The 25972-nt window shown below is 66.8% G+C and carries 22 protein-coding genes; 14 read left to right on the plus strand and 8 right to left on the minus strand.

Going from position 1 to position 25972, the window contains the following annotated elements:
* Positions 1–2232, minus strand: a complete 2232-nt coding sequence (locus QEP15_RS04325; protein ID WP_280148501.1) for a thiamine pyrophosphate-dependent enzyme — start codon at positions 2230–2232, stop codon at positions 1–3.
* 367 nt (positions 2233–2599) lie between these two features.
* On the opposite strand from QEP15_RS04325, the gene QEP15_RS04330 reads away from it, so the two are divergent.
* The 6 genes from QEP15_RS04330 to QEP15_RS04355 all read left to right on the plus strand — a co-directional run bounded on the left by QEP15_RS04330 (position 2600) and on the right by QEP15_RS04355 (position 8804).
* Positions 2600–3097, plus strand: a complete 498-nt coding sequence (locus tag QEP15_RS04330) for a MarR family winged helix-turn-helix transcriptional regulator (RefSeq protein ID WP_217618752.1) — start codon at positions 2600–2602, stop codon at positions 3095–3097.
* A 187-nt stretch (positions 3098–3284) separates the two neighbouring features.
* Positions 3285–4856, plus strand: a complete 1572-nt coding sequence (locus QEP15_RS04335) for an ABC transporter substrate-binding protein (protein WP_062840337.1) — start codon at positions 3285–3287, stop codon at positions 4854–4856.
* 58 nt (positions 4857–4914) lie between these two features.
* Positions 4915–5904, plus strand: a complete 990-nt coding sequence (locus QEP15_RS04340; protein WP_008158681.1) for an ABC transporter permease — start codon at positions 4915–4917, stop codon at positions 5902–5904.
* The gene (locus tag QEP15_RS04345; RefSeq protein WP_056321125.1) at positions 5904–6818 is read left to right on the plus strand and encodes an ABC transporter permease; all 915 of its coding nucleotides are present in this window, start codon (positions 5904–5906) and stop codon (positions 6816–6818) included. The genes QEP15_RS04340 and QEP15_RS04345 overlap by 1 nt, the downstream gene beginning before the upstream one ends.
* Before the next feature lie 7 nt (positions 6819–6825).
* A complete protein-coding gene (locus QEP15_RS04350; RefSeq protein WP_217618751.1) occupies positions 6826–7812 on the plus strand; it encodes an ABC transporter ATP-binding protein in 987 nt (328 codons plus the stop codon).
* Positions 7809–8804 carry an ABC transporter ATP-binding protein gene (locus QEP15_RS04355; protein ID WP_062840340.1) on the plus strand — a complete coding sequence of 332 codons (996 nt, stop codon included), beginning with the start codon at positions 7809–7811 and terminating at the stop codon, positions 8802–8804. Before QEP15_RS04350 ends, QEP15_RS04355 begins: the two co-directional genes overlap by 4 nt.
* A gap of 51 nt (positions 8805–8855) precedes the next feature.
* Here the strand turns inward: QEP15_RS04355 and QEP15_RS04360 are convergent, their stop codons facing one another.
* On the minus strand, positions 8856–9374 hold the full coding sequence (locus QEP15_RS04360) for a hypothetical protein (RefSeq protein WP_175156632.1): 519 nt from the start codon (positions 9372–9374) through the stop codon (positions 8856–8858).
* A 220-nt stretch (positions 9375–9594) separates the two neighbouring features.
* Between QEP15_RS04360 and QEP15_RS04365 the strand changes: the two genes are divergently transcribed.
* The 4 genes from QEP15_RS04365 (at position 9595) to QEP15_RS04380 (ending at position 13413) form a co-directional block, all read left to right on the plus strand.
* Positions 9595–10515 carry a DMT family transporter gene (locus QEP15_RS04365; RefSeq protein WP_280148502.1) on the plus strand — a complete coding sequence of 307 codons (921 nt, stop codon included), beginning with the start codon at positions 9595–9597 and terminating at the stop codon, positions 10513–10515.
* Positions 10516–10607: 92 nt separating this feature from the next.
* Positions 10608–12281, plus strand: coding sequence for an energy-dependent translational throttle protein EttA (ettA, locus tag QEP15_RS04370; protein WP_056321139.1), 1674 nt, complete (start codon positions 10608–10610; stop codon positions 12279–12281).
* 181 nt (positions 12282–12462) lie between these two features.
* Entirely contained in the window at positions 12463–12996 is a 534-nt protein-coding gene (locus QEP15_RS04375) for an isochorismatase family protein (protein ID WP_280148503.1), read from the plus strand.
* 192 nt (positions 12997–13188) lie between these two features.
* Positions 13189–13413: a glycine zipper 2TM domain-containing protein gene (locus QEP15_RS04380; RefSeq protein ID WP_056321146.1), complete on the plus strand. Its 225-nt coding sequence runs from the start codon at positions 13189–13191 to the stop codon at positions 13411–13413.
* 90 nt (positions 13414–13503) lie between these two features.
* Here the strand turns inward: QEP15_RS04380 and minE are convergent, their stop codons facing one another.
* The 4 genes from minE to QEP15_RS04400 form a co-directional block, all read right to left on the minus strand.
* Entirely contained in the window at positions 13504–13761 is a 258-nt protein-coding gene (minE, locus tag QEP15_RS04385) for a cell division topological specificity factor MinE (RefSeq protein WP_006217654.1), read from the minus strand.
* 3 nt (positions 13762–13764) lie between these two features.
* On the minus strand, positions 13765–14580 hold the full coding sequence (gene minD, locus QEP15_RS04390) for a septum site-determining protein MinD (protein WP_008158705.1): 816 nt from the start codon (positions 14578–14580) through the stop codon (positions 13765–13767).
* Between the two features lie 142 nt (positions 14581–14722).
* A complete protein-coding gene (minC, locus tag QEP15_RS04395) occupies positions 14723–15655 on the minus strand; it encodes a septum site-determining protein MinC (RefSeq protein ID WP_056321149.1) in 933 nt (310 codons plus the stop codon).
* Between the two features lie 160 nt (positions 15656–15815).
* Positions 15816–17582 (minus strand): glutamine--tRNA ligase/YqeY domain fusion protein, encoded by a 1767-nt coding sequence (locus tag QEP15_RS04400; RefSeq protein WP_128830049.1) that lies wholly within the window; start codon positions 17580–17582, stop codon positions 15816–15818.
* 136 nt (positions 17583–17718) lie between these two features.
* On the opposite strand from QEP15_RS04400, the gene QEP15_RS04405 reads away from it, so the two are divergent.
* Together QEP15_RS04405 and QEP15_RS04410 are read left to right on the plus strand one after the other, a co-directional pair.
* On the plus strand, positions 17719–19062 hold the full coding sequence (locus QEP15_RS04405) for a cytochrome ubiquinol oxidase subunit I (RefSeq protein ID WP_280148504.1): 1344 nt from the start codon (positions 17719–17721) through the stop codon (positions 19060–19062).
* Positions 19059–20114 carry a cytochrome d ubiquinol oxidase subunit II gene (locus QEP15_RS04410; RefSeq protein ID WP_142050730.1) on the plus strand — a complete coding sequence of 352 codons (1056 nt, stop codon included), beginning with the start codon at positions 19059–19061 and terminating at the stop codon, positions 20112–20114. Before QEP15_RS04405 ends, QEP15_RS04410 begins: the two co-directional genes overlap by 4 nt.
* Before the next feature lie 52 nt (positions 20115–20166).
* On the opposite strand, the gene recQ is transcribed toward QEP15_RS04410, so the two are convergent.
* Positions 20167–21996 (minus strand): DNA helicase RecQ, encoded by a 1830-nt coding sequence (gene recQ / locus QEP15_RS04415; RefSeq protein ID WP_280148505.1) that lies wholly within the window; start codon positions 21994–21996, stop codon positions 20167–20169.
* A 93-nt stretch (positions 21997–22089) separates the two neighbouring features.
* Positions 22090–23427 (minus strand): fimbria/pilus outer membrane usher protein, encoded by a 1338-nt coding sequence (locus tag QEP15_RS04420; RefSeq protein WP_254607206.1) that lies wholly within the window; start codon positions 23425–23427, stop codon positions 22090–22092.
* Positions 23428–23646: 219 nt separating this feature from the next.
* On the opposite strand from QEP15_RS04420, the gene QEP15_RS04425 reads away from it, so the two are divergent.
* Both QEP15_RS04425 and QEP15_RS04430 read left to right on the plus strand, forming a co-directional pair.
* Positions 23647–24348 carry a response regulator gene (locus QEP15_RS04425; RefSeq protein WP_056321163.1) on the plus strand — a complete coding sequence of 234 codons (702 nt, stop codon included), beginning with the start codon at positions 23647–23649 and terminating at the stop codon, positions 24346–24348.
* The gene (locus QEP15_RS04430) at positions 24348–25934 is read left to right on the plus strand and encodes a sensor histidine kinase (protein ID WP_175156630.1); all 1587 of its coding nucleotides are present in this window, start codon (positions 24348–24350) and stop codon (positions 25932–25934) included. Before QEP15_RS04425 ends, QEP15_RS04430 begins: the two co-directional genes overlap by 1 nt.
* Positions 25935–25972: the final 38 nt, after the last annotated feature.

Raw genomic sequence — 25972 nt, forward strand, 5'->3', positions numbered from 1 at the left:
TCAAAGGGCGTCGTGCGCCAGGCGCGCCGCGCGGCGCCGTTGCAGAAAGCCGATCACCGCGCCGCGCAGGCGCGCCACGAAGCGGTCGGCGCCGGTCGGGTTGTGGATGATGTCGGCGCGGTAGAACGACGGGCACAGCACGGCCGCATGCGCGACCTCGCCACAGTTGCCGCAGCCCACGCAGCTGCTTTCCACGTGCGCGACCGGGTCTTCCTTGAGGGGATCGCCGCTGTCCTTGACCGTCAGCGACGGGCAGCCGGACAGCCGGATACAGGCGTGGTCGCCCGTGCAGACATCCGGATCCACGCCAAAGCGTTCCTTCACGACGCGCTTGCCTTCCTTGACCGCCTTGTTGAAGAGCGGCTTCACGCGCCGCTGCTTGTTCAGCATGCATTCGGACTGCGCGATGATGACCTTGGGACCCTTGATGTCGGTGGTCAGCGCCTCTTCGATGGTGGCGCGCACCTTGGCGACGTCGTAGGTCCTGTCCAGCGTGCGCACCCACTTCACGCCCACGCCGCGCACGGCCTGGTCGATCGGGTTGTTGGTCGAGCGGTCGGGGTTGTCGGCGCGCGAGGACAGGATGTCCTGCCCGCCGGTGGCCGAGGCGTAGAAGTTGTCGACGATGACGATGACGCCGTCGTACTTGTTGAACACCGCGTTGCCGATGCCGGACGCCAGCCCGTTATGCCAGAAGCCGCCGTCGCCCATGATGGAGATGGGCCGCTTGGCGGCCGGCACGTTGAACGCGGCCGCGCTGGAGGCGCCCAGGCCGTAGCCCATCGTCGTGGCGCCCAGGTTGAACGGCGGCAGGATGGAAAACAGGTGGCAGCCGATGTCGCACGAGATATGGTGCTGGCCCAGCGTTTCCTGCGCCAGCGTCAGCGCCGAAAAGATCGGCCGCTCCGGACAGCCCGTACAGAAGCCGGCGGGCCGCGGCGGCACAACGGCCGCCAGGCCTTCGACGTGCTTGTGGAAGGTGATGGGCTGCTCGGCGGGGCGCGCGGGTTTGGGCCGCGAGATTTCGGTGATCGTGAGCTGCGGTTCAGCCGGCGCTTGCGCCTGGCCATCCGCCGCCACGGCCGGATGCGTCTGCAGCGATTCCGGCCGGTTGCGCTTGAGGAACTCGCGCAGGCCGTCGCGCATGACCTGGGTGGTGTATTCGCCTGCCATCGGCAGCACGTCCTTGCCGGACAACTGCGTGCTCACACCCGCGCGGCGCAGGACCGCGTGCAGGTTCTGCTCGATGTAGTCCGGTTGCCCTTCCTCCAGCAGCAGCACGGCGCGCTTGCTCCGGCAGAAGTCGATGACCTCGTCCTCGATGACGGGGTAGGTCACGTTCATGACGTACAGCGGGATGCGGCTGTTGCCGAAGTTGTCCGCCAGGCCCAGAAGCTGCAGCGCGCGAATCACGCCGTTGTACAGGCCGCCCTGCAGGATCAGTCCGATATCGCCCTGCTCGCCGTCGAAGTGTTCGTTGAGCTGGTGTTCCTTGATGTAGCGAATGGCGGCGGGCCAGCGCTCCTTGATCTTTTCCTGTTCGTGCAGGAACGACGCCGGCGGCAGCACGATGCGGCTGGTGTCGCGCGCCGGGCTTTCCAGCGCCTCGGCCAGGCTGAATGCCGGGCGCTTGTTTTCCTTGGCGATGAAACGCCCGTGCACGTGGCAGCCGCGGATGCGCAGTTGCAGCATCACGGGCGTCTTGCTGGCTTCGGACAGCGCAAAGCCGTCCTCCACCGCCTTGACCATGCTTTCCAGGTTAGGGCGCGGGTCCAGCAGCCAGATCTGCGACTTCATGGCGAACGCGTGCGAGCGTTCCTGCATGATCGACGAACCTTCGCCGTAGTCTTCGCCCACGATGACCAGCGCGCCGCCCGTGACGCCGCCCGAGGCCAGGTTGGCCAGCGCGTCGGACGCGACGTTGGTGCCCACCGTGGATTTCCAGGTGACGGCGCCGCGGATGGGGTACATGACGGAGGCCGCCAGCGTGGCCGCGGCCGTGGCTTCCGAGGCGCTGGCCTCGAAGTGCACGCCCAGTTCCTGCAGGATGTCGCTGGCGTCGGCCAGCACGTCCATCAGATGCGAGATCGGCGAACCCTGATAGCCGGCGACGTAGCCCACGCCCGATTGAAGCAGCGCCTTCGTGACGGCAAGAATCCCTTCGCCGCGAAATTCCTCGCCCGCGCCGATGCGCAGCTGCTGGACTTCTTTCTTGAAAGATCTTTCCGCCATCTGGATCCCTTGAGCGGACCCGGGCGGGTCCTTAATCCGTGCTGCCGTGCAGCATCGTCCTGCCACGAAAACATCGCCTGAAAAATACTTTAGGAGTCAACGTTTTAGCTGTCAATAAAAAAGATGAAATTTCATGGAAATCAAAAAATATCACGCTAAAACAAGGGTGTATATACTGGTTGTCCTTTAGCTTTTTGACGGTTTCGGAGCGCTGCAATGGTGCAAAAACGGGTTGCGATTTGGGGTATACCCTGTGCTGCGCAACAGCATTGCGGTACAGCATGGCGCGCGGCTGCGCCGTCGTGGTGCAATTCGCTTTTCGGCAACGGGGCGGGCCTTCGAAATGGGTGCGTGGGAGCAAACCAACATGCAGGCGGATAAGCCACGCGGCACGCGCGCGGCAGCGGCGGGCCCGCGGTTCGTCGACGGCTACCTGGCCTACCTGCTCGCGCAGGCCAGCCAGCGCATCTCGGCGGAATTCCATCAACAGGTCAAGGCCGCCGGGTTGTCCGTGACCGAATGGCGCGTGCTGGCCAGTCTTCAGGGCAGCGCCGGCGAAACCATCGGCAGCCTGGCGGTGCTGGCCATCACCAAGCAGCCCACGCTCAGCAAGGTCGTGCAGCGCATGGAAGCCGACGGGCTGGTGGCCCGCACCGGCGTACGCGCAGACCGCCGTCAGACGCGGGTCTGCATCACGGCCAAGGGCTCAAACCTCATCGGCGGGCTGTGCGAGCAGGCCTTGCAGCATCAAAAGGCGGTGCTCGCGCCCTTCGGCGAAGCCAAGGCCGCGATGCTCATCGAAATGCTCGATGTCCTGATGACCGAGCACGTGCCGCTGGAGCTGCCCATCGACACCGACGAATGACGCCTTCCGTTGCAAGCACGCACTCGAACATCGTTCGGTCCGATTATTTCGTTACATGCTTATGCGTCCCTGATTGCCCGCTCTCTCTGAAAACCCCCTCCGGTACGCACAAACCCTGAATTGACGCGGGTCTCGCCGCTAGGCACACTCGCGCCGGTATTCAGACTACTGTCAGGAGTTGACACCTATGCGCCGCACTTTGATTGCTATCGCGATCGCCGCCGCCGTGGCAGTGCCCTCGATCGGGCAAGCCAAGACCTTCCGCTGGGCCGCCCAGGGCGACATCCTCACGTTCGACCCGCACTCGCAAAACGAGGGCATGACGATCGCCGCCAACAGCTACATCTACGAGCCGCTCGTCGACTACGACAAGTCCTTCAAGGTGTCGCCGCGACTGGCCACGGAATGGGAGCAGGTGTCGCCCACGCTGTATCGCTTCAAGCTGCGCCCCAACGTCAAGTTCCATGACGGCGCCGCGTTCACCGCCGACGACGTGGTGTTCTCGATCCACCGCGCCATGGCGCCCACGTCCAACTACAAGGCCTACACCACCGGCATCAAGGAAGCGCGCAAGATCGACGACCTGACGGTCGAGATCGAAACCTCGGCGCCCAACCCCGTGCTGCTGCGCCAGCTGACCAACGTGTTCATCATGAACAAGGCCTGGTCCGAAAAGAACAACATCGCCAAGCCGCAGGACTTCGTCAACAAGGAAGAAACCTACGGCGCGCGCAACACCAACGGCACCGGTCCCTACAAGCTCAAGAGCCGCGAAGTCGACGTGCGCACGGTCTTCGAGGAAAACAAGGACTGGTGGAACAAGGCCGGCAAGGTCGGCAACGTGACCGAAGTCGTGTTCACCCCGATCAAGCAGAACGCCACGCGCACCGCCGCGCTGTTGTCCGGCGAGATCGACTTCGTGCTGGATCCGGCCGCGCAAGACCTGGACCGCCTGCGCCAGTCCCAGAAGGTCGTCGAGGGCAACGAATACCGCACCATCTACCTGGGCCTGGACCAGAAGCGTCCGGAGCTGCAGTACTCCAACATCAAGGGCAAGAACCCGTTCCAGGACGTGCGCGTGCGCGAAGCGCTGTACCGCGCCATCGACGTCGACGCCATCAAGCGCGCCGTGATGCGCGGCCTGTCGGCGCCCACCGGCACGATGATCGCGCCGCAGGTGCATGGCTGGGCCGAATCGCTGCACAAGCGCGTGCCCTATGACCCCGAAAAGGCCCGCGCCCTGCTGAAGGAAGCCGGCTACGACGGCACGCTGAACTTCACGCTGGACTGCCCGAACAACCGCTACATCAACGACGAAGCCATCTGTCAGGCCGTCGTCGGCATGTGGGCCAAGGTCGGCGTCAAGGCCACCATGAACGCCATGCCGCGTTCCACCTACTTCCCGAAGGTGCAGTCGTTCGACACCAGCGCCTACCTGTTCGGCTGGGGCGTGCCCACGTTCGACGCCATGTACACGCTGCAGAACCTGATCCGCACCAAGGGCGAGGGCGCGGACGGCATGTACAACCTGGGCAACTACAGCAACAAGGAACTGGACGTCATCATCGACCGGATCAAGACCGAGACCGATCCCAAGAAGCGCGACGCCGACATCATCACCGTGCTGGAAGGGCACGCCAAGGACTTCGGGCACATCCCGCTGCACGACCAGGTCATCCCCTGGGCCATGCGCAAGAACGTCACGGTCATCCACCGTGCCGACAACCGCCTCGTTGCCGATTGGGTCAAGGTTGACTGATCCAGGCTAACCAGACGGCGGGACCTACCCGGTTCCGCCGTCTTGCTTTTTTCCGCCTATGTTCGCTTTCATACTGCGTCGCCTGTTGCAGGCCGTAGCGGTGATGCTCACCGTCGCGCTACTGGCCTTCGTGCTTTTTCAATACGTCGGCGACCCTGTCACCATCATGCTGGGACAGGACGCCACCGATGCCGAGCGCATCGAACTGCGTGAACGCCTGGGCCTGAACGAGCCCGCCATCGTTCAATTCGGCCATTTCGTGGCCAATGCCGTGCAGGGCAATTTCGGCATCTCCCTGCGCCAGAGCGAACCCGTTTCCACCCTGCTGAAATCCCGCCTGCCCGCCACGCTTGAGCTGTCGATGGTGGCTGCCTTGCTGGCGCTGGTCGTGGGTGTGCCGCTGGGCGTGTACACCGCGCTCAAGCGCAACAGCCTGGTCTCGCAGATGCTGCTGGCCGGGTCGCTGCTGGGCGTGTCGCTGCCGACCTTCCTGATCGGCATCCTGCTGATCCTGGTGTTCTCGGTGCAACTGGGCTGGCTGCCCAGCTACGGGCGCGGCGATACCGTCAGCCTGGGCTGGTGGACCTCGGGCCTGTTCACCGCCACGGGCTGGAAGCATCTCATCCTGCCGTCCATCACGTTGTCGCTCTTCCAGATGACGCTGGTGCTGCGGCTGGTGCGCTCCGAAATGCTGGAGGTCCTGCGCTCGGACTACATCAAGTTCGCGCGCGCCCGGGGCCTGAAGCGCCGCGCCATCCACTTCGGCCACGCGCTCAAGAACACGATGGTGCCCGTCATCACCATCACCGGCCTGCAACTGGGCGGCATCATCGCCTTCGCCATCGTGACCGAGACCGTGTTCCAGTGGCCGGGCATGGGCCTGCTTTTCATCCAGGCCGTCCAATTCGCCGACGTGCCGGTGATGGCCGCGTACCTGTGCCTGATCGCGCTGGTGTTCGTGGTCATCAACCTGATCGTCGATCTTCTGTATTTCGTCGTGGACCCGCGGCTGCGTTCCGGGCTGACTCGCGGCGGGGGGGCTCACTGATGCGCGCCGTACTCAAACGCTGGTGGGACAGCGACATTGCCTGGGCCTGGCGCCGGGCGCCCGTGGCCATCGTGGCCACCCTGTTGCTCGCGGCGCTCTTAATCGGTTCCTTCGGGGCCGGCTGGGTCGCGCCGCACAATCCGTTCGACCTGACCAAGGTCGAGCTGCTGGACGCGTTGCTGCCGCCGGCCTGGGAACCCAACGGGCAGGCCACGTACCTGCTGGGCACCGACAGCCAGGGCCGCGACCTGTACTCGGCCATCCTGTACGGCACGCGCGTGTCGTTGCTGATCGGCCTGGCCTCGGTGCTGCTGTCCATGCTGATCGGCATCGTGCTCGGGCTGGTGTCGGGTTATGCCGGCGGCCGCATCGACGCCTTCATCATGCGGGTCGCCGACGTGCAGCTCTCGTTCCCCGCCATCCTGATCGCGCTCCTGATCGACGGCGTGGCGCGGGCGGCGGTGCCGCGCGAGATGCACGAGATCATCGCCTTTCCGGTGCTGATCGGCGCCATCGCGCTGGCCGGCTGGCCGCAGTACGCCCGCACGGTGCGCGGTTCGACGCTGGTCGAAAAGAACCGCGAGTACGTGCAGGCCGCGCGCGTGATCGGCGTGGCCTCGCCCGTCATCATGTTCCGCCACGTGCTGCCCAACGTGCTGGGTCCGGTGCTGGTGCTGGCCACCGTGCACCTGGCCACCGCCATCATCACCGAGGCGACGCTGTCGTTCCTGGGGGTGGGGGTGCCGCCGACCGCGCCGTCGCTGGGCACGCTGATCCGGATCGGCAACGATTTCCTGTTTTCCGGAGAGTGGTGGATCACCATTTTCCCGGGCGCGGCGCTGGTGCTGCTGGTGCTGTCGGTCAACCTGCTGGGTGACTGGCTGCGCGATGCGCTCAATCCGCGACTGAACTGAGGTAACCATGAGCGCATTACTCGAAGTCCGCAACCTGCGCGTGGAATTTCCCACGCGCCGCGGCACGCTACGCGCCCTGGACGATGTGTCCTTTTCCATCCAGGCTGGCGAAGTCCTGGGCGTGGTGGGCGAATCCGGCGCCGGCAAATCGCTGACCGGCGCTTCCATCATCGGCCTGCTTGAACCCCCCGGCCGCATTGCCGCCGGCGAGATCCTGCTGGCGGGCCGGCGCATCGACAACCTGCCCGACGAACAGATGCGCCGCGTGCGCGGCCGCGAGATCGGCGCGGTGTTCCAGGACCCGCTGACCTCGCTGAACCCGCTGTACACGGTGGGCAGGCAACTGGCCGAAACCATCGTCACGCATCTGGACATGACGTGGGCGCAGGCGCGCAACCGCGCGGTGGAACTGCTGGCGTCCACTGGCATCCCCGCCGCGCGCGAGCGCATCGATCACTACCCGCACCAGTTTTCCGGCGGCATGCGCCAGCGCGTGGTGATCGCGCTGGCCCTGGCCGCCGAGCCGAAGCTGGTGGTGGCCGACGAACCCACCACCGCGCTGGACGTGTCGATCCAGGCGCAGATCATCGAACTGCTCAAGCGCCTGTGCCGCGAGCACGGCACGGCCGTCATGCTGATCACGCACGACATGGGCGTGATCGCCGAGACCGCCGACCGCGTGGCGGTGATGTACGCCGGCCGCGTGGCCGAGATCGGGCCGGTGGCCGACGTGATCCACAAGCCGCGCCACCCCTACACGGCGGGGCTGATGGGGTCCATTCCCACGCTCGAAGGCCACATCGAGCGGCTGGTGCAGATCGACGGCAGCATGCCGCGGCTGAACGCCATTCCGCCGGGCTGTGCGTTCAACCCGCGCTGCGGCCAGCGCCTGCCGCGCTGCGCGCACGACCGCCCCGAGCTGATGCCCGCGGGCACGTCGCGCGCGGCCTGTTGGCTGCATGACAAAGGCAATACGTTGGAGGTGGCCGCATGAGCACGCCCTTGGTTCAAGTAAAGGACGCGGCGCGCTGGTTCGACGTGTCGCCGCCCTGGCTGGAGCGCACGCTGGCGCGCAAGCCCAAAGTGATGCTGCGCGCGGTGGACGGGGTGTCGTTCGACATCGCCCGCGGCGAGACGCTCGCCTTGGTGGGCGAATCCGGCTGTGGAAAATCGACGGTCGCCCGCATGCTGGTGGGGCTGTACGGCCTGACCCGCGGCGACATCCAGTTCGATGGCCAGCCGCTGTCGCGCATGTCCGAGTCGGGCGGCCGCGCCTTGCGAAAGCGCCTGCAGATGATCTTCCAGGATCCGTATGCCAGCCTGAATCCGCGCTGGCGCGTGGGCCGCATCATCGCCGAGCCGATGCTGACCCACACGCAGATGACACAAGACGAGCGCGTCGCGCGCGTGGGCGATCTGCTCCGGCAGGTGGGGCTGGACCCGGCGGACCAGGGCCGCTATCCGCACCAGTTCTCGGGCGGCCAGCGCCAGCGCATCTCGATTGCGCGGGCGCTGGCGGTGAATCCGGAGTTCCTGGTGTGCGACGAGCCCACCTCGGCGCTGGACGTGTCGGTGCAGGCGCAGGTGCTGAACCTGATGAAGGACCTGCAACGCAAGCTGGGGCTGACGTACCTGTTCATTTCCCACAACCTGGCCGTCGTGCACCACGTGGCCGACCGCGTGGGGGTGATGTACCTGGGGCGCATGGTGGAAGTGGCGCCGCGCGACGAACTCTTTGCACGGCCGCGGCATCCCTACACGCGGATGCTGCTCGAGGCGATTCCGGACATCAACGGCGCGGGCAAGCCGCGCACGGCGGTGGCGGGCGAGGTGCCCAATCCCCTGAATCCGCCGTCCGGCTGCACCTTCCATCCGCGCTGCCCGCACGCCAACGACCGATGCAAGGCCGAGGCGCCGGCCGCGAAGCTGGCGGGGGTGTCGATCGTGGCCTGCCACGCCGTCGAGGAAGGCCGGATCACCGTGTAATCCTGCCGCCGCCGCGGACCGGGCGCCTGCCCGGGCTGCGGCGGGCCGAGCTCAATGGCGGTGGTTGTGGACGTCGTCGTAGGGCGTGTCGTCGTCCTCGTCGTCCGTGTCGTCGTCCTCTTCCTCGTCTGCTTCGTCCGGATCGGGCTGCGGTTCCTCGGTCAGGGCGAAAGGCAGCACTTCCTCAAGGTTGTCGGACCAGGCGGACTCTTCGCCGTCGTGGTCCAGCTTGATGAAGCGCTCGCCGTCGTTCAGCGAGATCTGGATCGCCCACAGGTACAGGCAGTCGTAGGTGTCGTCATCGGACTGCGGCAGGCCGCCGCGGTTGCCGAGCAGGCGCGCGCCCGGCCCGCCCATCTGCACGTGCGTCTGTTCCTCGTCCGCCTCGGCTTTCTCGTCCATTGGGACGCCGTAGGTCACCCATTCGGTGCCTTCGTCGCCCAGCACCACTTCCGCCAGCACCGGCTTGCCCAGATAGGCGCTGAGGGCGTCCGCGGTCTTGGCCAGCATGTCCAGTTCGGGGGCGCTGAAATGGGTCAAGGAAGCGGGTGGAGTGGCAGAGGCGGACATGTTGGTTCCTGGGCGCGATGAAGCCGCGACGGCACGGCAGATACGTCAGGCGCTATTGTCGCGCGAACGGCGCTGCGTTGCATCGGGCGCTTGGATTACGAAGAAACGTGTGCGGTATCCGGATGGCGTGCCGGGGCGGCGGCATATCGGTGACGTATACATCGAGCCGGACGAGGCCTACACTGGCCGGCTTTCGTCTTCCTGCCTTTCCGTTTCAAACATGCGCGCCGACGCTCCGCAGCTTCCCCTCCGCTTTTTCCTGTTCCCCCTGCTGGCCGCCCTGATCTGGTCGGTCAACATGATCGTGACCAAGATGGCCGCCGGCGTGATCGCGCCCGCCGCCATCGGCTTTTACCGCTGGGCGCTGGCGGGCATCGTGCTGACCCCCTTTGCGTTGCCTGGCGTCTGGGCGCAGCGACGCCAGGTGCTGGCGCATCTGCCGAAGTTCGCGGTGCTGGGCGGACTGGGCATGGCGCTGTACCAGGGCCTCGCGTACGTGGCGGCCGCCTCGACCACGGCCACCAACATGGGTTTCATCACCGCGATGATTCCGCTCATGACCATCGCCGTCATGGCGCTCATCATGCGTGAGCGGCCCTCGGCGATGGCGGTGCTGGGCAGCCTGGTCTCGCTGGCCGGGCTGGCGTTGCTGATCGGCGAGGGCGATCCGGCCCGGCTGCTGTCGGTGGGCGCCAACCATGGCGACGTGCTGATGGGGCTGGGCGCGCTGGCCTATGCGCTGTACGGCGTGCTGCTGCGGCGCTGGGCGCTGCCGGTGGGGCCGTGGCAGTCGCTGTACGTGCAGGTCGCGTTCGGCATCCTGTTCCAGCTTCCCGCCTTCCTGATGGCCGCGCCGTCGCCGCTCAATGCCGCCAACGTGCCGCTGGTGCTGTATGCCGCGGTGTTCCCGTCGCTGTTCGCGCCGTATCTGTGGATGCAGGGCGTGCGCCACCTGGGGCCCAACCGCGCCAGCATCTTCCTGAACGTCATGCCCGTGTTCACGGTGGCCATCGCGGCGCTGTTCCTCGATGAAAAGCCGCATCTCTTTCACATTGCCGGCGGCGCGCTGGCGCTGGCCGGCGTGATGCTGGCGCAGATGCGCACGCCGGGCATGCCGGGGCGCGCGGCAAAAACCCGCTGACGCGGCAAGGGGCCGGATCACGCCTGCCGCACGCCGGTCAGGGTTCCGGCCTACAATCAACGGTTTCTCAGCTATATCTCACCTACGAGCCCATGGCCCAATACGTCTACACCATGAACCGCGTCGGCAAGATCGTGCCGCCCAAGCGGCAGATCCTGCGCGATATCTCGCTTTCGTTTTTTCCTGGCGCCAAGATCGGCGTGCTGGGCCTGAACGGCTCGGGCAAGTCGACGCTGCTGAAGATCATGGCGGGCGTCGACCGCGAGATCGAAGGCGAAGCCGTGCCCATGCCCGGCCTGAACATCGGTTACCTGCCGCAGGAACCGCAGCTCAATCCCGAGCACACCGTCCGCCAGGCGGTCGAGGAAGGCCTGGGCGCCGTCGTCACCGCCAAGAAGCGCCTGGACGAGGTCTACGCCGCGTACGCGGAACCCGACGCCGATTTCGATGCGCTGGCCGCTGAACAGGCCGAACTCGAAGCCATCATCGCCGCCGCCGCTTCCAGCGGCGCGGACGACATCGAACACCAGATGGAAATCGCCGCCGACGCGCTGCGCCTGCCGCCCTGGGACGCCATCGTCGGCAAGCTGTCCGGCGGTGAAAAACGCCGCGTGGCCCTGTGCCGCCTGCTGCTGTCCAAGCCCGACATGCTGCTGCTGGACGAGCCCACCAACCACTTGGACGCCGAGAGCGTGGAGTGGCTGGAGCAATTCCTGCACAAGTTCCCCGGCACCGTCGTCGGCGTGACCCACGATCGCTACTTCCTGGACAACGCGGCCGAATGGATCCTGGAACTGGACCGCGGCTACGGCATCCCCTGGAAGGGCAACTACAGCTCGTGGCTCGAACAGAAGGAAGACCGCCTCAAGCAGGAAGAGTCCTCCGAATCCGCGCGCCAGAAGACCATCAAGAAGGAACTGGAGTGGGTGCGCCAGAACCCGAAGGGCCGCCAGGCCAAGGCCAAGGCGCGTCTGGCGCGTTTCGAGGAATTGTCTTCCTACGAATACCAGAAGCGCAACGAAACCCAGGAAATCTTCATTCCCGTGGGCGAGCGCCTGGGCAACGAGGTCATCGAGTTCAACAATGTCAGCAAGGCCTACGGCGACCGCCTGCTGATCGACAACCTCAGCTTCAAGGTGCCGCCGGGCGCCATCGTCGGCATCATCGGCGCGAACGGCGCCGGTAAGTCCACGCTGTTCCGCATGATCGCCGGCCGCGAGCAACCGGATTCGGGCGAAGTGAAGATCGGCCAGACCGTCAAGCTGGCGTACGTCGACCAGTCGCGCGACGCGCTGGAAGACAAGAAGACGGTATTCGACGCGGTGGCTGACGGCGCCGACCTCTTGACCGTGGGCAAGTTCGAAATGTCGTCGCGCGCCTATCTGGGCCGCTTCAACTTCAAGGGCGGCGACCAGAACAAGGTCGTGGGCCAGCTCTCGGGCGGCGAACGCGGCCGCCTGCACATGGCCAAGACGCTGATCGCCGGCGGCAACGTCCTCTTGCTTGACGAACCGTCCAACGACCTCGACGTCGAAACGCTGCGCGCCCTGGAAGACGCGCTGCTCGAGTTCCCCGGCAGCGTCATGGTCATCAGCCACGATCGCTGGTTCCTGGACCGTATCGCCACGCACATCCTCGCGTTCGAAGGCGATTCGCAAGTCGTGTTCTTTGACGGCAACTACCAGGAATACGAAGCCGACAAAAAGCGCCGCCTGGGCGAAGAGGGCGCCAAGCCCAAGCGCCTGCGCTACAAGGCGCTGAAGTAAAAAGCCGAAAGCCGATTCCTCTGGTGTCTGACACCCAGGTGGCACAGCGGTCGATTCAGGACGCCGCCGCAAGGGTGTCAGACACCAGCCAGTAGGAACACACGCCAAGCATCCCGGCCAAGCGCCGGGATTTTTTTCGGCCAGGCGTTATGCTGACAGCTTGTCCTGGGAGTCTTTCACCATGCTGCTGTCCGCCACCGATTCCACCCTGCTGATCGTCGACATGCAGGGCCGCCTGATGCCTGTCATTCACGACGGCGATGCCGTGCTCAACGCCGCGCACAAGCTGGCGCAGGCGGCGCGGCTGCTTGATGTGCCGGTCGTGGCCACCGAGCACCACAGCAAGATGCTGGGCGTGACCGTGGACCCGTTGCGCGAACTAATCCAGGCCACCTTCCAGAAGATGCACTTTTCCTCGGCCCGGGAACCGGGCTTCGACGGCTGGCTGCCGGCCTCGCGCCGCACGGTGCTGGTGGCGGGCTGCGAGGCGCACATCTGCGTGCTGCAAACCGTCATCGGCCTGTTGGAACTGGGCTACAAGGCCGTGCTGGTCGCGGACGCGGCAGGTTCGCGCAAGTCCTCAGACCATCATGCCGCGTTGCGCCGGGCCCGCGCGCACGGCGCGGAAATCGTCACGTCGGAAATGGCGATTTTCGAGTGGATGGAGACCTGCGAGCACCCGCGCTTTCGCGACGTGTTACGTCTGGTCAAATAGCGGCCCGCGCCTGCAACATCGTCCCCAGGAGAGCGCAACGATTTGCTCTCCCTTTGACACAATTCCTGGGCAAACCTAACACCATGTCCCCGGATATTTTGCGATCCTGAAGGCTCCTAACCCCAAAAAGGTCCGCGCGCTCGCGTTTAGTTTCACCGGTGCGGCCCCGGGTAAAAGAACAGGAGCTTCATCATGAAAATCGCATCGCTTTCCAAGATCTGTGCCGCCGTGGCGCTGGCTGCCACCATGGCGGGTTGTTCATCGTGGGATGGCATGAGCCATCGCCAGAAGAGTACCGTGGGCGGCGCCGCACTGGGCGGCGTGGCGGGCGCCGTCATCACCAACGGCGGCGTGCTCGGCACAGTCGGCGGCGCGGCGATCGGCGGTGTGATCGGCGACCAGGTGGGCAAGCGCTAAGCCTTCGTCGCCCCAAAAGCAACGCCCGGCAATGCCGGGCGTTTTTTTATGCGCAACGCGCGCCGGCAGGGCCGGCGCACAGCAGAGACATCAGGTCTCGTTCTGCGGCATTTCGATCTTCACTTCCAACACCTCGAGCGTGTCCTGGCGTTCCAGGTGCACCTTGATGTCTTCAGGATTGATCTTCACGTACTTGGAAATGACCGCGATCAGTTCCTGCTGGAGTTGCGGCAGGTAATCGGGGGAATCCCCGCGGCCACGCTCGTGGGCAAGGATGATCTGCAACCGTTCTTTGGCGACGGACGCGGAGGTCTTCTTTTGACCGAGCAGAAACGACAGGAAGGACATCGCTTACTTGCCTCCGAACAGGCGTTTCAGGAAACCCGGCTTTTCGTAGTCGGTAAAGCGCAGGGCCTTGTCTTCGCCAAGGTAACGGCTGACCACGTCCTTGTAGGCTTCCGAGACGTCGGTGTCTTTCAGGTGGATGGCAGGCAAGCCCTGGTTCGAGGCCTGCAGCACGGCTTCCGATTCGGGAATCACACCGATGAGCTTGATGCGCAGGATGTCTTCGATGTCGGTCAGCGACAGCATTTCGCCGTCGGACACGCGCTTGGGGTTGTAGCGCGTGAGCAGCAGGTATTCCTTGACCGGCTCGTCACCCTCGACCGCGCGCTTGGACTTGGCGGCCAGGATGCCCAGGATACGGTCGGAGTCGCGCACCGACGAGACTTCGGGGTTGGTGACCACCAGCGCGTCATCCGCGAAGTAGGCCGCCATCAGGGCGCCGGTCTCGATGCCCGCGGGGGAGTCGCAGACGATGTAGTCGAAACCCATTTCCTTCAGGTCGTTGATGACCTTTTCCACGCCTTCCTGCGTCAGCGCATCCTTGTCGCGCGTTTGCGAAGCCGGCAGGATGAAAAGGTTTTCGAGCTGCTTGTCCTTGATGAGCGCTTGCTTGAGGGTCGCCTCGCCCTGGATCACATTGACGAAGTCATACACCACGCGACGCTCGCAACCCATGATGAGGTCGAGGTTGCGCAGGCCGACGTCGAAGTCGATGACAGCGGTCTTGTGGCCCCGCATCGCGAGGCCCGCGGAAAAACTGGCGCTCGTCGTGGTTTTGCCCACGCCGCCTTTGCCGGAAGTCACCACAACAATGCGTGTCATGACGATCAAACCCTTATGTTCGAATAAATCGCGTTATCGTAAAGCAAAAAGCCCGTGTAAGGCTTCTTACAGGATGTGTTGAGATTTGAGCGGGCCGCTGCCGGGCCGCCGTCTCGCAGGATGCCGCACACAGCGCGCGGCATCAGGCCTTCAGCGCTTCGATGCGCAGCGTGTCGCCATCCAGCCGGACCAGCGCGGGCTGATTCTGCAGCGTGCGGTCGAGCTTGTCCTCGACCACGCGATACACGCCCGCCACTGCCAGCAGTTCCGCATCCAGATGCGTCGTGAAGATGCGCGCCGACGTATCGCCGCGCGCGCCGGCCATGGCCTTGCCGCGCAGCGGACCGTAGACGTGCACGTTGCCGTCGGCGATGACCTCGGCGCCCTGGCTGACCATGCCGATCACCACCAGGTCCGTGTGGCGGGCATAGACGCGTTGCCCCGAACGCAGCGGGCGCGTGATCACCAGCGCCGAAGACGAGTGCGGCGCCGCGGCCGTCGGACTGGACGCGGACGTGGTGCTGCTGGCCGCGCGGGCGGGCAGGGGATCCGCATCGGGCGCCGGGGCGGCAGCCTGCGCATCGGCGGCTTCATCAGCCGCAGGCTTGTCTTGCGCGGCCGCATCGGACGCAGGCGCCGGCGCGGCCTGGGCCGAGGTGTCGGTGGGCGCGGGCGCGATTTCGACCGCGGCCGCGGGCACGGACGGCACCGGCGTGGCGACGTCGTTGGGCGGCGCGGTGTCCACCACGGGGGCGGGGCGCGCTGCCGGCGTGGACAGTTCGACGGGCGTCAGGCCGGCTTCGCGCGCGGCTTGCAGGTTGGCGCCTTCGGCCACCACGCCGATCGGGGGCAGGTTGTGGCCGCGCAGCGCCGCCACCAATGCCGTCCAATCGATCTTTTCCTCGACGCGGCTGGCGTCGATGACGACGGGCTCGTTTTCAAAGAAGCTGCCGGCATCGGCCATGCGTTTGGCGAGCGCAGCGTTCAGGCGTTCGGGATCGGCACTATGCAAAACCACCCGGATGGCATAAAGGGTGGCGCTCTTGAAGTCCAGGGCTAGCGATTCAGTGTTCATCTTGATTTTGGCTGGCGGTCTGGACGCCGGAAAACGGCGTCCTCGACCGGCTGCGGGATGTCGGGGATGATAACCCGCCCGGGACGGCCTGCGCCGGGCTCACGGCGAAAGAAAAAGGCGCCGCAAGGCGCCTTTTCCCGGTATTGCGCGCGTGGGCGCGTCAACCCTGAGCCCAGGAATCGCGCAGGGTCACAATGCGGTTGAGCACCGGCGCGTCAGGCGTCGAGTCCTTCAGGTCGGCCGTGAAGTAGCCCAGGCGCTCGAATTGCCAGGTGGCGCCGGGCGTGGCCACGGTGCCGGGCTCCAGCCAGGCCGTGACGGTCTGCTTGGAGTTGGGGTTCAGGCAGGCCAGGAAGTCCTTGTCGCCGCCGTCCGGGCGCGGATCGGCAAAGAGGCGGTCGTACAGGTGAATCTGGGCAGGCACCGCGTGCGCCGCGCTCACCCACGTGATGTTGCCCTTGACCTTGACGCTGTCCGCGCCGGGCGTGCCGCTCTTGGTGTCGGGCAGGTATTCGGCCTGCACTTCGACGACTTCGCCGGCTTCGTTCTTGGTAAAGCCGGTGCAGCGCACGACGTAGCCGTACTTCAGGCGCACGGTGTTGCCCGGGAACAGGCGGAAATACTTCTTGGGCGCCTCCTCGCGGAAGTCGTCGCGCTCGATCCACAGTTCGCGCGACAGCGGGAATTCACGCACGCCGGCCTCGGGGTCATGCGGATTGCGCGGCGCGGTGCAGGTTTCGGTCTGGCCTTCGGGGTAGTTGGTGATGACCAGCTTGATCGGGTCCAGCACGGCGACCGAACGCGGGGCGATGGGGTCCAGATCGTCGCGCACGGCCTGCTCCAGCAGGCTGTAGTCGATGCGCGAGTCGGACTTGGACACCGCGGTGCGGTCGCAGAACAGGCGGATCGACGCGGGCGTGTAGCCGCGGCGGCGCAGGCCGAAGATGGTGGGCATGCGCGGATCGTCCCAGCCGTCCACGTGGCCTTCCTTCACCAGTTGCAGCAGTTTGCGCTTGCTGGTGACCACGTAGCTCAGGTTCAGGCGGGCGAATTCGTATTGATGCGGCAGCGGCTGGGCCAGCTTGCCCAGTTCGGCCAGGCGCGCCAGGATCCAGTCGTAGAACGGACGCTGGTCTTCGAATTCCAGCGTGCAGACGCTGTGCGTGATGCCTTCCAGCGCGTCTTCCACCGGGTGCGCCCAGCTGTACATCGGGTAGATGCACCACTGGTCGCCGGTGCGGTGGTGCGTGGCGTGGCGCACGCGATACATGACCGGGTCGCGCAGGTTGATGTTGGGCGAAGCCATGTTGATCTTCGCGCGCAGCACCAGGCTGCCGTCCGGATGCTTGCCGTCGCGCATCTCGCGCAACAGCGCGATGGACTCGGCGGCCGGGCGGTTGCGCCAGGGCGAGTCCGTGCCGGGTTCGGTCAGGGTGCCGCGATTGGCGCGAATCTCGTCGGCGCTTTGCTCGTCGACGTAGGCATGGCCGGCTTCGACCAGGGCTTCGGCGAACTCATACATATAGCCGAAGTAGTCGCTGGCGAAATACAGGTTCTCGCGGCCGTCGGCCTTCCAGTCGAAGCCCAGCCAGTGGACGGCCTCGATGATGGCGTCGACGTATTCCTGGTCTTCCTTCTCGGGGTTGGTGTCGTCAAAGCGCAGGTGGCAGACACCGCCGAAGTCGCGCGCCAGGCCGAAGTTCACGCAGATGCTCTTGGCGTGGCCGATGTGCAGGTAGCCGTTGGGCTCCGGCGGAAAGCGCGTGCGGATGCGGGCCGGGTCCGCTTCCCCCTGCTGCTGCAAGGCCGCCGGGCCAGGCTTGCCCGCCCAGCGCTTGCCCTGGAAGCGGTTGGCTTCGAGGTCGTCTTGGACGATGTTGAGCAGGAAGTTTGATGCGGCGGGGGTCGGCGTCGTGGCGGAGGTCATTCTTGAAAGAATAGGAAAAAGCAGCGACAAAGCGTCAATTTTGCCACGTTCCGCACCGCGCCCCTTTTCGTCACGCCTGCAACCGGTTTCAATCCGCCCCCGTAGTCGTGTAACTGGCTCTACACTACGGGCCATTATGGATATCTCGACCCTATCCCTGGCCCGGGCACAGTTCGTGGCCAGTCTTAGCTTCCTGGCGCTGTTTCTCGCCGTCTCCCTGGCCCTGGCCTGGGTGCTGCTGTTCTTCAAGATCCGCGCGCGGTGGTCCAGCCATGGCGGCTGGACGGGGGCCTACCGCTTCTGGGTCCGCATCTTCGCCCTGTCCTTCGTGCTGACGCTGGCCGCCAGCGTGCCCGTCCTGATCCAGATCGGCAGCCTGTGGGCGGGGCTGATGGACAAGATCGGCAACGTGGCCGGTCCGCTGCTGGGCTACGGCATCCTGTCGGTCTTCATTCTCAAATCCTGTTTCCTGGGCGTCATGCTGTTCGGCCAGCGCCGCGTGTCCGATGGCGCGCACACGCTGGCCGTCCTGATGGTGGCGGTGGGGCAGGTCGTGGCCGTGTTCTGGGTGCTGGCCCTGCAATCCTGGATGCAGACGCCCGATGGCGCGCTGCTGGTCGACGGCCGCTATCAGGTCTATGACTGGATGAAAGTGGTGCTCAATCCCTCGGTCGGCTGGCGCCTGGCCGTGGTGATGGTCGGGGCGGCGCTGGCCGCCTCGTTCCTGATGATGGGCGTGACCGCGCTGCAGGCGTTGCGCCGGCCGCTGGGCGAGGGTGAGCGCAGCGCGTTCAAGACGGCGCTGGTGGTGGCCGTGGTGGCCGCCTTCCTGCAAGTGCCGGTCGCAACCGGCGCGGGCCAGATGATGGCCAAGCTGCAACCTGCCAAGGCCGCCGCCGCGGCGGGCTTCTGGCAAAGCGGCCCCGTGCCGCAGCTGGTGCTGTTCGGCTGGCCGGACGCCCGGGCTCACGTCAATGTCGGCGACCTTACCTTCAACAATGCGGGCGGCATGTGGCTGCACCGGAATGCTGACGGCACCTACCAGGGCCTGGACAAGTATTCGGGCATGCTTCCCCCGGTGGCCGTGACCTTCTGGTCGGTGCGCGTGGCCGTGGGGCTCGGCGTGCTGATGCTGGCCGTGGCCTGCGTGACCTTCCTGTGGACCTTCCGCCGCGGCCTGGACCCGTCGGCCCTGCCGCCGTGGTGGCAGCGGGTCCTGTGCGGCATGATGTTTTCCGGCGGTATCGCCGTCGTGGCGGGCTGGTGGGTGTCCATCATCGGACTGCAGCCCTTCGTCGTGAACGGCACGGTCACGCAATCCGAGGTCCTGGGTTCCATGCCGTCGAGCACCGTGCTGTATGGCCTGGCCGGCTACGGGGTGCTGTACGCGCTGCTGCTCGCCGCGTTCGCCGGCATGCTGTTCCATGCCGCGCGCTACGGCGTCGTGCCCGTGCGCAAGCTGAGCGGAGGTGCGCCATGATCGCCATGCTGGCCGCCTCTCAAGGCCTGAGCCCCGACGATCCTTCTTTCTGGATGCCGCTCGCCTTCATGGCGCTGCTGTTCGTCGTGATTGCCGCGGGCATGGTCCTGGACGGCTTCGACCTCGGCGTGGGCATCCTGCTGCAGATCGCGCCGGAGCACGAGCGCGGCCGCATGATGAGCCTGCTCAGCCCGTGGCGCGACGCCAATGAATTCTGGCTGCTGCTGGGCATGGGGTTGTTCGCGGCGGCGTTTCCGTTTGCCTGGGGCGCCGTGCTGGGCAAACTCTACGGGCCGCTGACGCTCATGGTGCTGGGGGTGGTGCTGCGCAGCGTTGCGTTCGAATTCCGCATCCGCGCCCGCAACGAATTGAAGCCGCGCTGGATCTTCGCTTTCTGGGCGGGCTCGCTCATCACCGCCTTCGGCCAGGGCGTGCTGCTTGGCCGCATTGCCACGGGCTACCAGTCCGATGCGGGCTATGGCTGGTTCGCGATGTTCGTGGGCCTGTGCGCGGTGGCGGCCTACGTGCTGCTGGGCGCCGCGTGGCTGGTCATGCGCGTCGATGGCGACCTGCAGCGCCGCGCGGCCAACTGGGCGCGCCACGCGATCCGCTGGACCGCCGTGGGCATGGTGTCGATCGCGGTCACCCTGGGCCTGGCCAATGCCGGCATCTTCTACAAATGGAGCAACATCGCGCACCTGAGCCTCGCGGCGTCGGTGTGGGTGCTGATGCTGGCCGGTTTCGTGGCCGCGGAAATGCTGCTGGCGCGGCTGCCCGGCCGCGCCGACCGCTTCAGCTGGCTGCCGTTCGTGCTGACGGTCGCGCTGTTCCTGCTGATGCTGAGCGGGCTGGCCTACAGCCTGTTCCCGTACCTGATCCTGGACGACATGACGCTGTGGGACGGCGCGGGCGCGCTGGGCTCGATGCGGCTCGTGATGGCCGGCGCCGTGGTGGGGATTCCCGTGGTGCTGGTGTTCAACATCCTGGCGTACCGGTCCGTGTTCGGCAAGGAACGCCGCCGCGTGCCGCTGCTGCCGCCGCCGTCTTACTAAGGGTCTTGCGGGCCGGGCGCCATGCCGCAAAGGCGGGGCGCCCGGGCCGGCGCTACAGCACCGGCCGCGCCACCCGCTGCAGGATTTCTTCGCCGTAGGCTTCCAGCTTGCGGGCCCCCACGCCGTTGATGTGGCTCAGGTCGTCCATGGACTCGGGCTGCGCCAGCGCGATCTCGCGCAGCGTGGCGTCGTGAAAGATCACGTAGGCGGGCACGCCGTGGCTCTTGGCGACTTCGCCGCGCCAGGCGCGCAGGGCTTCGAACACGGGCTGCAATTCGGCCGGCAGGTCGATCGCCGCCGCCTTGGGCCGTCCGCTGCCCGTCTTGCCGGACCGCGGTTTCTTTTCGGATTCGCGCCGCAGCATGAGCTGGCGTTCGCCCTTGAGCACGGCGCGGCTGCCTTCGGTCAGGGCCAGCGTGCCGAAGCCTTCGTTGTCCACCGTCAGGAGGCCCTGCGCCAATAGCTGGCGCAGCACGCCGCGCCAGGCGGTGTCGGACAGGTCGGCGCCCACGCCGAATACGCTGAGCGTGTCGTGGCCATGCTGCTGGGTGCGGTCGGTGACCTTGCCACGCAGGATGTCGATGATGTGGCCGGCGCCATAGCGCTGGCCGCGTTCCTTCCAGAGCCGGTACACCGCCGACAGCACCTTCTGCGCCGCGACGGTGCCGTCCCACGCCTGGGGCGGATCCAGGCAGACGTCGCAGTTGCCGCACGCGGTGATCTGCTGGCCAAAGTACGCCAGCAGGCGCACGCGCCGGCATTCCACGGTTTCGCACAGGCCCAGCATGGCGTCGAGCTGCTGGCCCAGGCGCCGCCGATAGGACTCGTCGCCAGGCGATTCGTCGATCATGCGGCGCTGCTGCACCACGTCCTGCAAGCCGTAGGCCAGCCATGCGGTGGCGGGCAGGCCGTCGCGGCCAGCGCGGCCGGTTTCCTGGTAGTAGCCTTCGACCGACTTGGGCAGGTCGATGTGCGCCACGAAGCGCACGTCCGGCTTGTCGATGCCCATGCCGAACGCAATGGTGGCGACCATCACCACGCCGTCCTCGCGCAGGAAGCGCGACTGGTTGGCCGCCCGCACCTGGGCGCTCAGCCCCGCGTGGTACGGCATCGCATCGATGCCCTGGTTGCACAGGAATTCGGCCGTTTCTTCCACCCGGGCGCGCGACAGGCAGTACACCACGCCGGATTCGCCTTCGTGCTCGGTGCGGATCATGTCCAGCAGCTGCTTGCGCACCTCGTTCTTTTCGACGATGCGGTAGCGGATGTTGGGGCGGTCGAAGCTCGAGACGAAATGGCGCGCTTCGTCCAGCGACAGACGCTGCGCGATCTCGGTACGCGTGACGGCGGTGGCGGTGGCCGTCAGCGCGATGCGCGGCACGTCCGGCCAGCGCTCGTGCAGCATGGACAGGCCCAGGTATTCGGGACGGAAATCGTGACCCCATTGGGACACGCAATGTGCTTCGTCGATGGCGAACAGCGCGATGCGGCCGCGGTCCAGCAACTGCAGGCAGCGGTCGGTCAGGAGGCGTTCGGGCGCGACATACAGCAGGTCGAGCTCGCCATCCAGGAACGCCTGCTCCACGTCGCGGGCCACGCGCCATTCCTGCGTCGAATTCAGGAACGCCGCGCGCACGCCCAGTTCCGTCAGGGCGTCGACCTGGTCCTGCATCAGCGCGATCAGGGGCGACACGACAATGCCCGTGCCTTCGCGCACCAGCGAGGGAATCTGGTAGCACAGCGACTTGCCGCCGCCGGTGGGCATGAGGACGAGGGCGTCGCCGCCGCCGATCACCTGATCGACAATGGCTTGCTGGTCGCCGCGGAAGGATTCGTAACCGAAAACGCGCTGCAACACGCCGAGGGCGCGCGCGTCAGACATGGGGGTAGGCCGGAAGCATCATGGCAGGGATTTTAAGCCCCAATTCCGGCCGGTCCCATCCCAGGGGGATTTTTTGGTCCGCGTTCCCGGCGCTTACCAGCTGAGCCAGGTGCCGCGCATGAAGGTGTCCACGGGCATGCTCAGGTTGGCGCGCCAGCCATAGTCGCCCGTCACGATGTCGCGGTCCGCGCCCACGGCCAGCTTGACCTTGGGGGCGACGAACATGCTGTGGGACAGGCCCACGCGCTGCTCGGCCAGCACCGACCCTTCACGCAGGCCGGAATACGTGCCGCTCAACGTGCCCCAGCCCGACAGCGGCACGCCCGCAGAGACCGTATTGCGGGTCTGCGGGGCGGACGCGACGCCGTCGGAATAGGTCGACAGGTCGCCGTAGCCCGCGCCGATCTGTTCGTTGGTGTAGCCCAGCGTCACGGTGTCGGCCACATCGACGCTGTAGCCGAAGCGGTAGCGGTAGCCGCTGGCCGCATCGAACGAACTTTGCGTGGCGCCTGCCCGGAAGGTGCCGAATTCGCCGGCGTTGTACGTGGTGCCCACGCCGCGCGTGGTGAGCGACGGCGCGCTCTGCATCTGGCCTTCCACCGTCAGCACCGGCGTGAGCCCGTAGCGCACGCTGCCGCTGCCGACGGACGCGCCGTAGTCCACGGCCCCGGACTGGGCGGCCGGGTCCATGAGGTTGAGCTTGCCCAGCGAGGACGAATAACCGAAGCTGCCTTCCGGCAATGTGGCGCCGCTGCCGCCCCAGTTGGCGATCTGCAGCCCGCCCACCGGCGCGCCGCTGCCCCAGGCGGGCGCATTGGGGCTGACGTTGCCCACCGTGAGGGACGGGCCCGAGGTATTGCGGTACACCCAGTTGCGGCTGCCGCCATAGCGCAGGCCGTCCTGTCCGCTCACGGACGAAAACCAGGGTCGCGAGGGGCGGGAGACGCCGGAAATCACCACGACCGGCACGCTCGGCAGGTCGCCGTCTTCAAGCGCAAAGGAATAATCCGGCGGGATGTCCGCCGCCGACGCGGGCGCCGCCAGCGGATCGCACGTCAGCGGAACGGGCGGCGCGCTGCCGGTCAGGCCCAGGCCCGTGCCGGGGATGAACACGTCGGCCGCATCCGGGCCGCCGTCGCGCACCGAGGTGTCCATGCCGGGTTCGGTCGCGTGCAGGTCGCAGGGCGTGGGGTCCAGCGGCACGGCCCGGTCGTCGAACGACGGGGCGGGGCGCACCGGCAGGGATTGAACCGGCGAGAGCACGCCAATGCCGCGCGCCACGCGCGTGAGCTCGCCCGCCGGGGGCGGCGTCAAGGTAAACGGGGACACGTCGGGCTCGTCGCCAAACGCAGGCGCCATCGGCCAGGCAAGGCCCGCCGTCAATGCCGCGTGCAACAGCCCTCTGCGCCAGATGTTAGCTGTGGCGACCATGGGGACAGTGTAGAGAGCGCGCTGCCGCGCATCTGTAAACGATCTTTAGAAAAGTCCACGAGGGGCGGCAGGCGAAGCGCCATTCTAGGGCAGTCGCGTGTCTGGGGCACGTCCGATCGCGAAAAGCCCGAAACATCCGGCCAACATCGTGCAACGGGTATATTTCAGATGATTTCCTGCCCCTTGCAGGCGAGCGCGCCGCGCCGCACTATCACGCCCATGGACAATTCCCACACCAAGCTGCTGGTCGTTGACGATGACCCGGCGCTGCGCCAGCTGCTGGCCGACTACCTGAACCGGCATGGCTACGACACGTTGCTCGCCCCGGACGCGACCGACCTCTCCTCGCGCATCACCCGTTACGCGCCCGATCTGCTGGTGCTGGACCGCATGCTGCCCGGCGGCGACGGCGCCGATGCGTGCCGCCGCCTGCGCGAGCAGGGCGAGGACATCCCCGTCATCCTGCTGACCGCGCGCGACGAAGCCGTGGATCGCATCATCGGCCTGGAGGCCGGCGCCGACGATTACGTCGGCAAGCCCTTCGACCCCCGCGAACTGCTGGCCCGCATCGAGGCCGTGCTGCGCCGCAAGCGCGGCCCGTCCGCGCTCACCAAGGACGCGCCGGTCGCTTTCGGCCCGTTTGTCTTTGACCCCTCCACGCGTCAGCTGTCCCGCGAAGGCACCGTGGTCAAGCTGACCGGCGGCGAAATCAACCTGCTTGAAGCCCTGGTGCGCAATGCGGGCAAGCCGCTGTCGCGCGAACGCCTGCTGGCGCTGGCCCGCGACGACGACGCCGGCGAGCGCAACGACCGCGCCATCGACATCGCGATCCTGCGCCTGCGCCGCGTGATCGAGGACGATCCCAAGCAGCCGCGCTGGATCCAGACCGTCTGGGGCATCGGTTACCGGTTCTCTCCCTGATGCGCTTTTCCCCCGGCATTCTCGTGCCCCGCTCGCTGCGGGCGCGGCTGATCCTGCTGATCCTCGGATCGGTCCTGCTGACGCAGGCCGCCACGCTGGTGACGGTGTCGTACTTCCGGCACAAGTTCATGGAAGACGTGGCCATCGGCTATATCGTCACCACCATCCGCACGCTGCGCGCCGCCGTGTCCCAGGTGCCGGCCGAAGACCGCGCCGACTTCGTGCGCGCCGCATCGCAGAACCAGTGGCGGTTGTGGTCACGCGTGTTGCCCGCCGAAGCCAAGCTGCAGCGCTTCAATGGCCGCCGTCCGCCGCCGCGTGCCGCGCCGCGCCCGCCGCCTCCCGCACCCCCGCCCGCCCAGGATTCGCAATTGCACGGTCCGCCGCCGCCGCCCCCGCCCGAGGTGCACGGCGACGAACGCGAAACCGATGCGGCGCAAGCAGATGCTCGCAGCGATGCCCAGCGCGAGGGCGACCGTGCCCGCGAGGAACATGCGCGCCGCCACAAGTCAGAGCCCGAGCCCGACGATATTCGCCGCGACCTGCGCGTGCTGGTTCAGCAGCTCAACGAACGCCTGAACGACGGCACGCGCGTGGCGCTGTCGCGCGGCCCCACGCCGGAGATCTTCATTTCGCTGGCGCCCAACCCGGCCACCGAAGACGCGCCGCGGCTGCGCGAGTGGCTGGTCATTCCGCTGGACCGGCTGGATCCGCCCGTTGCCACGCCCTTCATCGCCGCCTGGCTGGGCGGGCTGGGATTGCTGCTGCTGCTGGCCGTGGGTTTTTCGTGGCACATCACGCGCCCGATCACGCGGCTGGCCGACGCCGCGGACCAGCTTGCCGCGGGCCAGCCCCAGCGCGTGGAACCCTCGGGTCCGCACGAAACCCGTGTGCTGGGCGAACGCTTCAATGCCATGCTGGACGCCTTGTCCGAGTCCGATTCCGTGCGGCGCACGCTGCTTTCCGGGCTGCCGCACGACCTGAAAGGGCCGCTGTCGCGCATGTGGCTGCGCGTCGAGATGGCCGACGACTCGACGCTGAAGGAAGGGCTGCGCACCGACCTGCGCGACATGCAGCACATGGTGGACCAGTTCATCGGTTTCGTGCGCGGCACCGATCCGGCGGCCTACCGCTATGCGCCCATCGTGCTGTCCGAATGGCTGACCGAGCGCGTGGGCGCCTGGCAGGGCGCCGGCACCGCGATCGGCCTGAACACCGATGCCCAGGCCAGCGGCGCCGTGGTGCAGGCCGACGCGGTGGCGTTGGGGCGCCTGCTGGACAACCTGATCGGCAACGCGCTGAACCACGGCGCGCCGCCGGTGGACGTCGCGCTGCGGCGCGAAGAAGAATACGCGGTGCTGGACGTGGCCGATCACGGGCCGGGCATCGTGCCGGAACGCCGTCAGGAGGCCTTGCGGCCTTTCAGCCGGCTTGACGACGCGCGTACCCGCACCGGCAGCGTGGGCCTGGGCCTGGCGCTGGCCGAGGCCATTGCGCGGGCGCATGGCGGATCGCTCGAATTGCGGGAGGCTCCGTCCGGCGGGTTGTGCGTGCGCGTGCGGCTGCCGCTTTCCCAGGCCGCCTGACCGAGCCGGCTCCGGGGACGGCCCCGGGGCAGCCCGCG

It is taken from the genome of Achromobacter mucicolens, assembly GCF_029866465.1.
In the GTDB taxonomy this organism is placed as follows: Bacteria; Pseudomonadota; Gammaproteobacteria; order Burkholderiales; family Burkholderiaceae_B; genus Achromobacter; species Achromobacter mucicolens.

What these genes read in the sequence shown, in the direction of transcription:
- QEP15_RS04375 (WP_280148503.1), top strand. Translation starts at nt 12,463, where the DNA reads ATGCTGCTGTCCGCCACCGATTCCACCCTGCTGATCGTCGACATGCAG.
- QEP15_RS04420 (WP_254607206.1), bottom strand. Translation starts at nt 23,427, where the DNA reads ATGGTCGCCACAGCTAACATCTGGCGCAGAGGGCTGTTGCACGCGGCA.
- recQ (WP_280148505.1), bottom strand. Translation starts at nt 21,996, where the DNA reads ATGTCTGACGCGCGCGCCCTCGGCGTGTTGCAGCGCGTTTTCGGTTAC.
- QEP15_RS04330 (WP_217618752.1), top strand. Translation starts at nt 2,600, where the DNA reads ATGCAGGCGGATAAGCCACGCGGCACGCGCGCGGCAGCGGCGGGCCCG.
- QEP15_RS04360 (WP_175156632.1), bottom strand. Translation starts at nt 9,374, where the DNA reads ATGTCCGCCTCTGCCACTCCACCCGCTTCCTTGACCCATTTCAGCGCC.
- QEP15_RS04355 (WP_062840340.1), top strand. Translation starts at nt 7,809, where the DNA reads ATGAGCACGCCCTTGGTTCAAGTAAAGGACGCGGCGCGCTGGTTCGAC.
- QEP15_RS04325 (WP_280148501.1), bottom strand. Translation starts at nt 2,232, where the DNA reads ATGGCGGAAAGATCTTTCAAGAAAGAAGTCCAGCAGCTGCGCATCGGC.
- QEP15_RS04400 (WP_128830049.1), bottom strand. Translation starts at nt 17,582, where the DNA reads ATGACCTCCGCCACGACGCCGACCCCCGCCGCATCAAACTTCCTGCTC.
- QEP15_RS04410 (WP_142050730.1), top strand. Translation starts at nt 19,059, where the DNA reads ATGATCGCCATGCTGGCCGCCTCTCAAGGCCTGAGCCCCGACGATCCT.
- QEP15_RS04405 (WP_280148504.1), top strand. Translation starts at nt 17,719, where the DNA reads ATGGATATCTCGACCCTATCCCTGGCCCGGGCACAGTTCGTGGCCAGT.
- QEP15_RS04425 (WP_056321163.1), top strand. Translation starts at nt 23,647, where the DNA reads ATGGACAATTCCCACACCAAGCTGCTGGTCGTTGACGATGACCCGGCG.
- ettA (WP_056321139.1), top strand. Translation starts at nt 10,608, where the DNA reads ATGGCCCAATACGTCTACACCATGAACCGCGTCGGCAAGATCGTGCCG.
- QEP15_RS04430 (WP_175156630.1), top strand. Translation starts at nt 24,348, where the DNA reads ATGCGCTTTTCCCCCGGCATTCTCGTGCCCCGCTCGCTGCGGGCGCGG.
- minE (WP_006217654.1), bottom strand. Translation starts at nt 13,761, where the DNA reads ATGTCCTTCCTGTCGTTTCTGCTCGGTCAAAAGAAGACCTCCGCGTCC.
- QEP15_RS04345 (WP_056321125.1), top strand. Translation starts at nt 5,904, where the DNA reads ATGCGCGCCGTACTCAAACGCTGGTGGGACAGCGACATTGCCTGGGCC.
- QEP15_RS04350 (WP_217618751.1), top strand. Translation starts at nt 6,826, where the DNA reads ATGAGCGCATTACTCGAAGTCCGCAACCTGCGCGTGGAATTTCCCACG.
- QEP15_RS04335 (WP_062840337.1), top strand. Translation starts at nt 3,285, where the DNA reads ATGCGCCGCACTTTGATTGCTATCGCGATCGCCGCCGCCGTGGCAGTG.
- QEP15_RS04380 (WP_056321146.1), top strand. Translation starts at nt 13,189, where the DNA reads ATGAAAATCGCATCGCTTTCCAAGATCTGTGCCGCCGTGGCGCTGGCT.
- QEP15_RS04365 (WP_280148502.1), top strand. Translation starts at nt 9,595, where the DNA reads ATGCGCGCCGACGCTCCGCAGCTTCCCCTCCGCTTTTTCCTGTTCCCC.
- minD (WP_008158705.1), bottom strand. Translation starts at nt 14,580, where the DNA reads ATGACACGCATTGTTGTGGTGACTTCCGGCAAAGGCGGCGTGGGCAAA.
- minC (WP_056321149.1), bottom strand. Translation starts at nt 15,655, where the DNA reads ATGAACACTGAATCGCTAGCCCTGGACTTCAAGAGCGCCACCCTTTAT.
- QEP15_RS04340 (WP_008158681.1), top strand. Translation starts at nt 4,915, where the DNA reads ATGTTCGCTTTCATACTGCGTCGCCTGTTGCAGGCCGTAGCGGTGATG.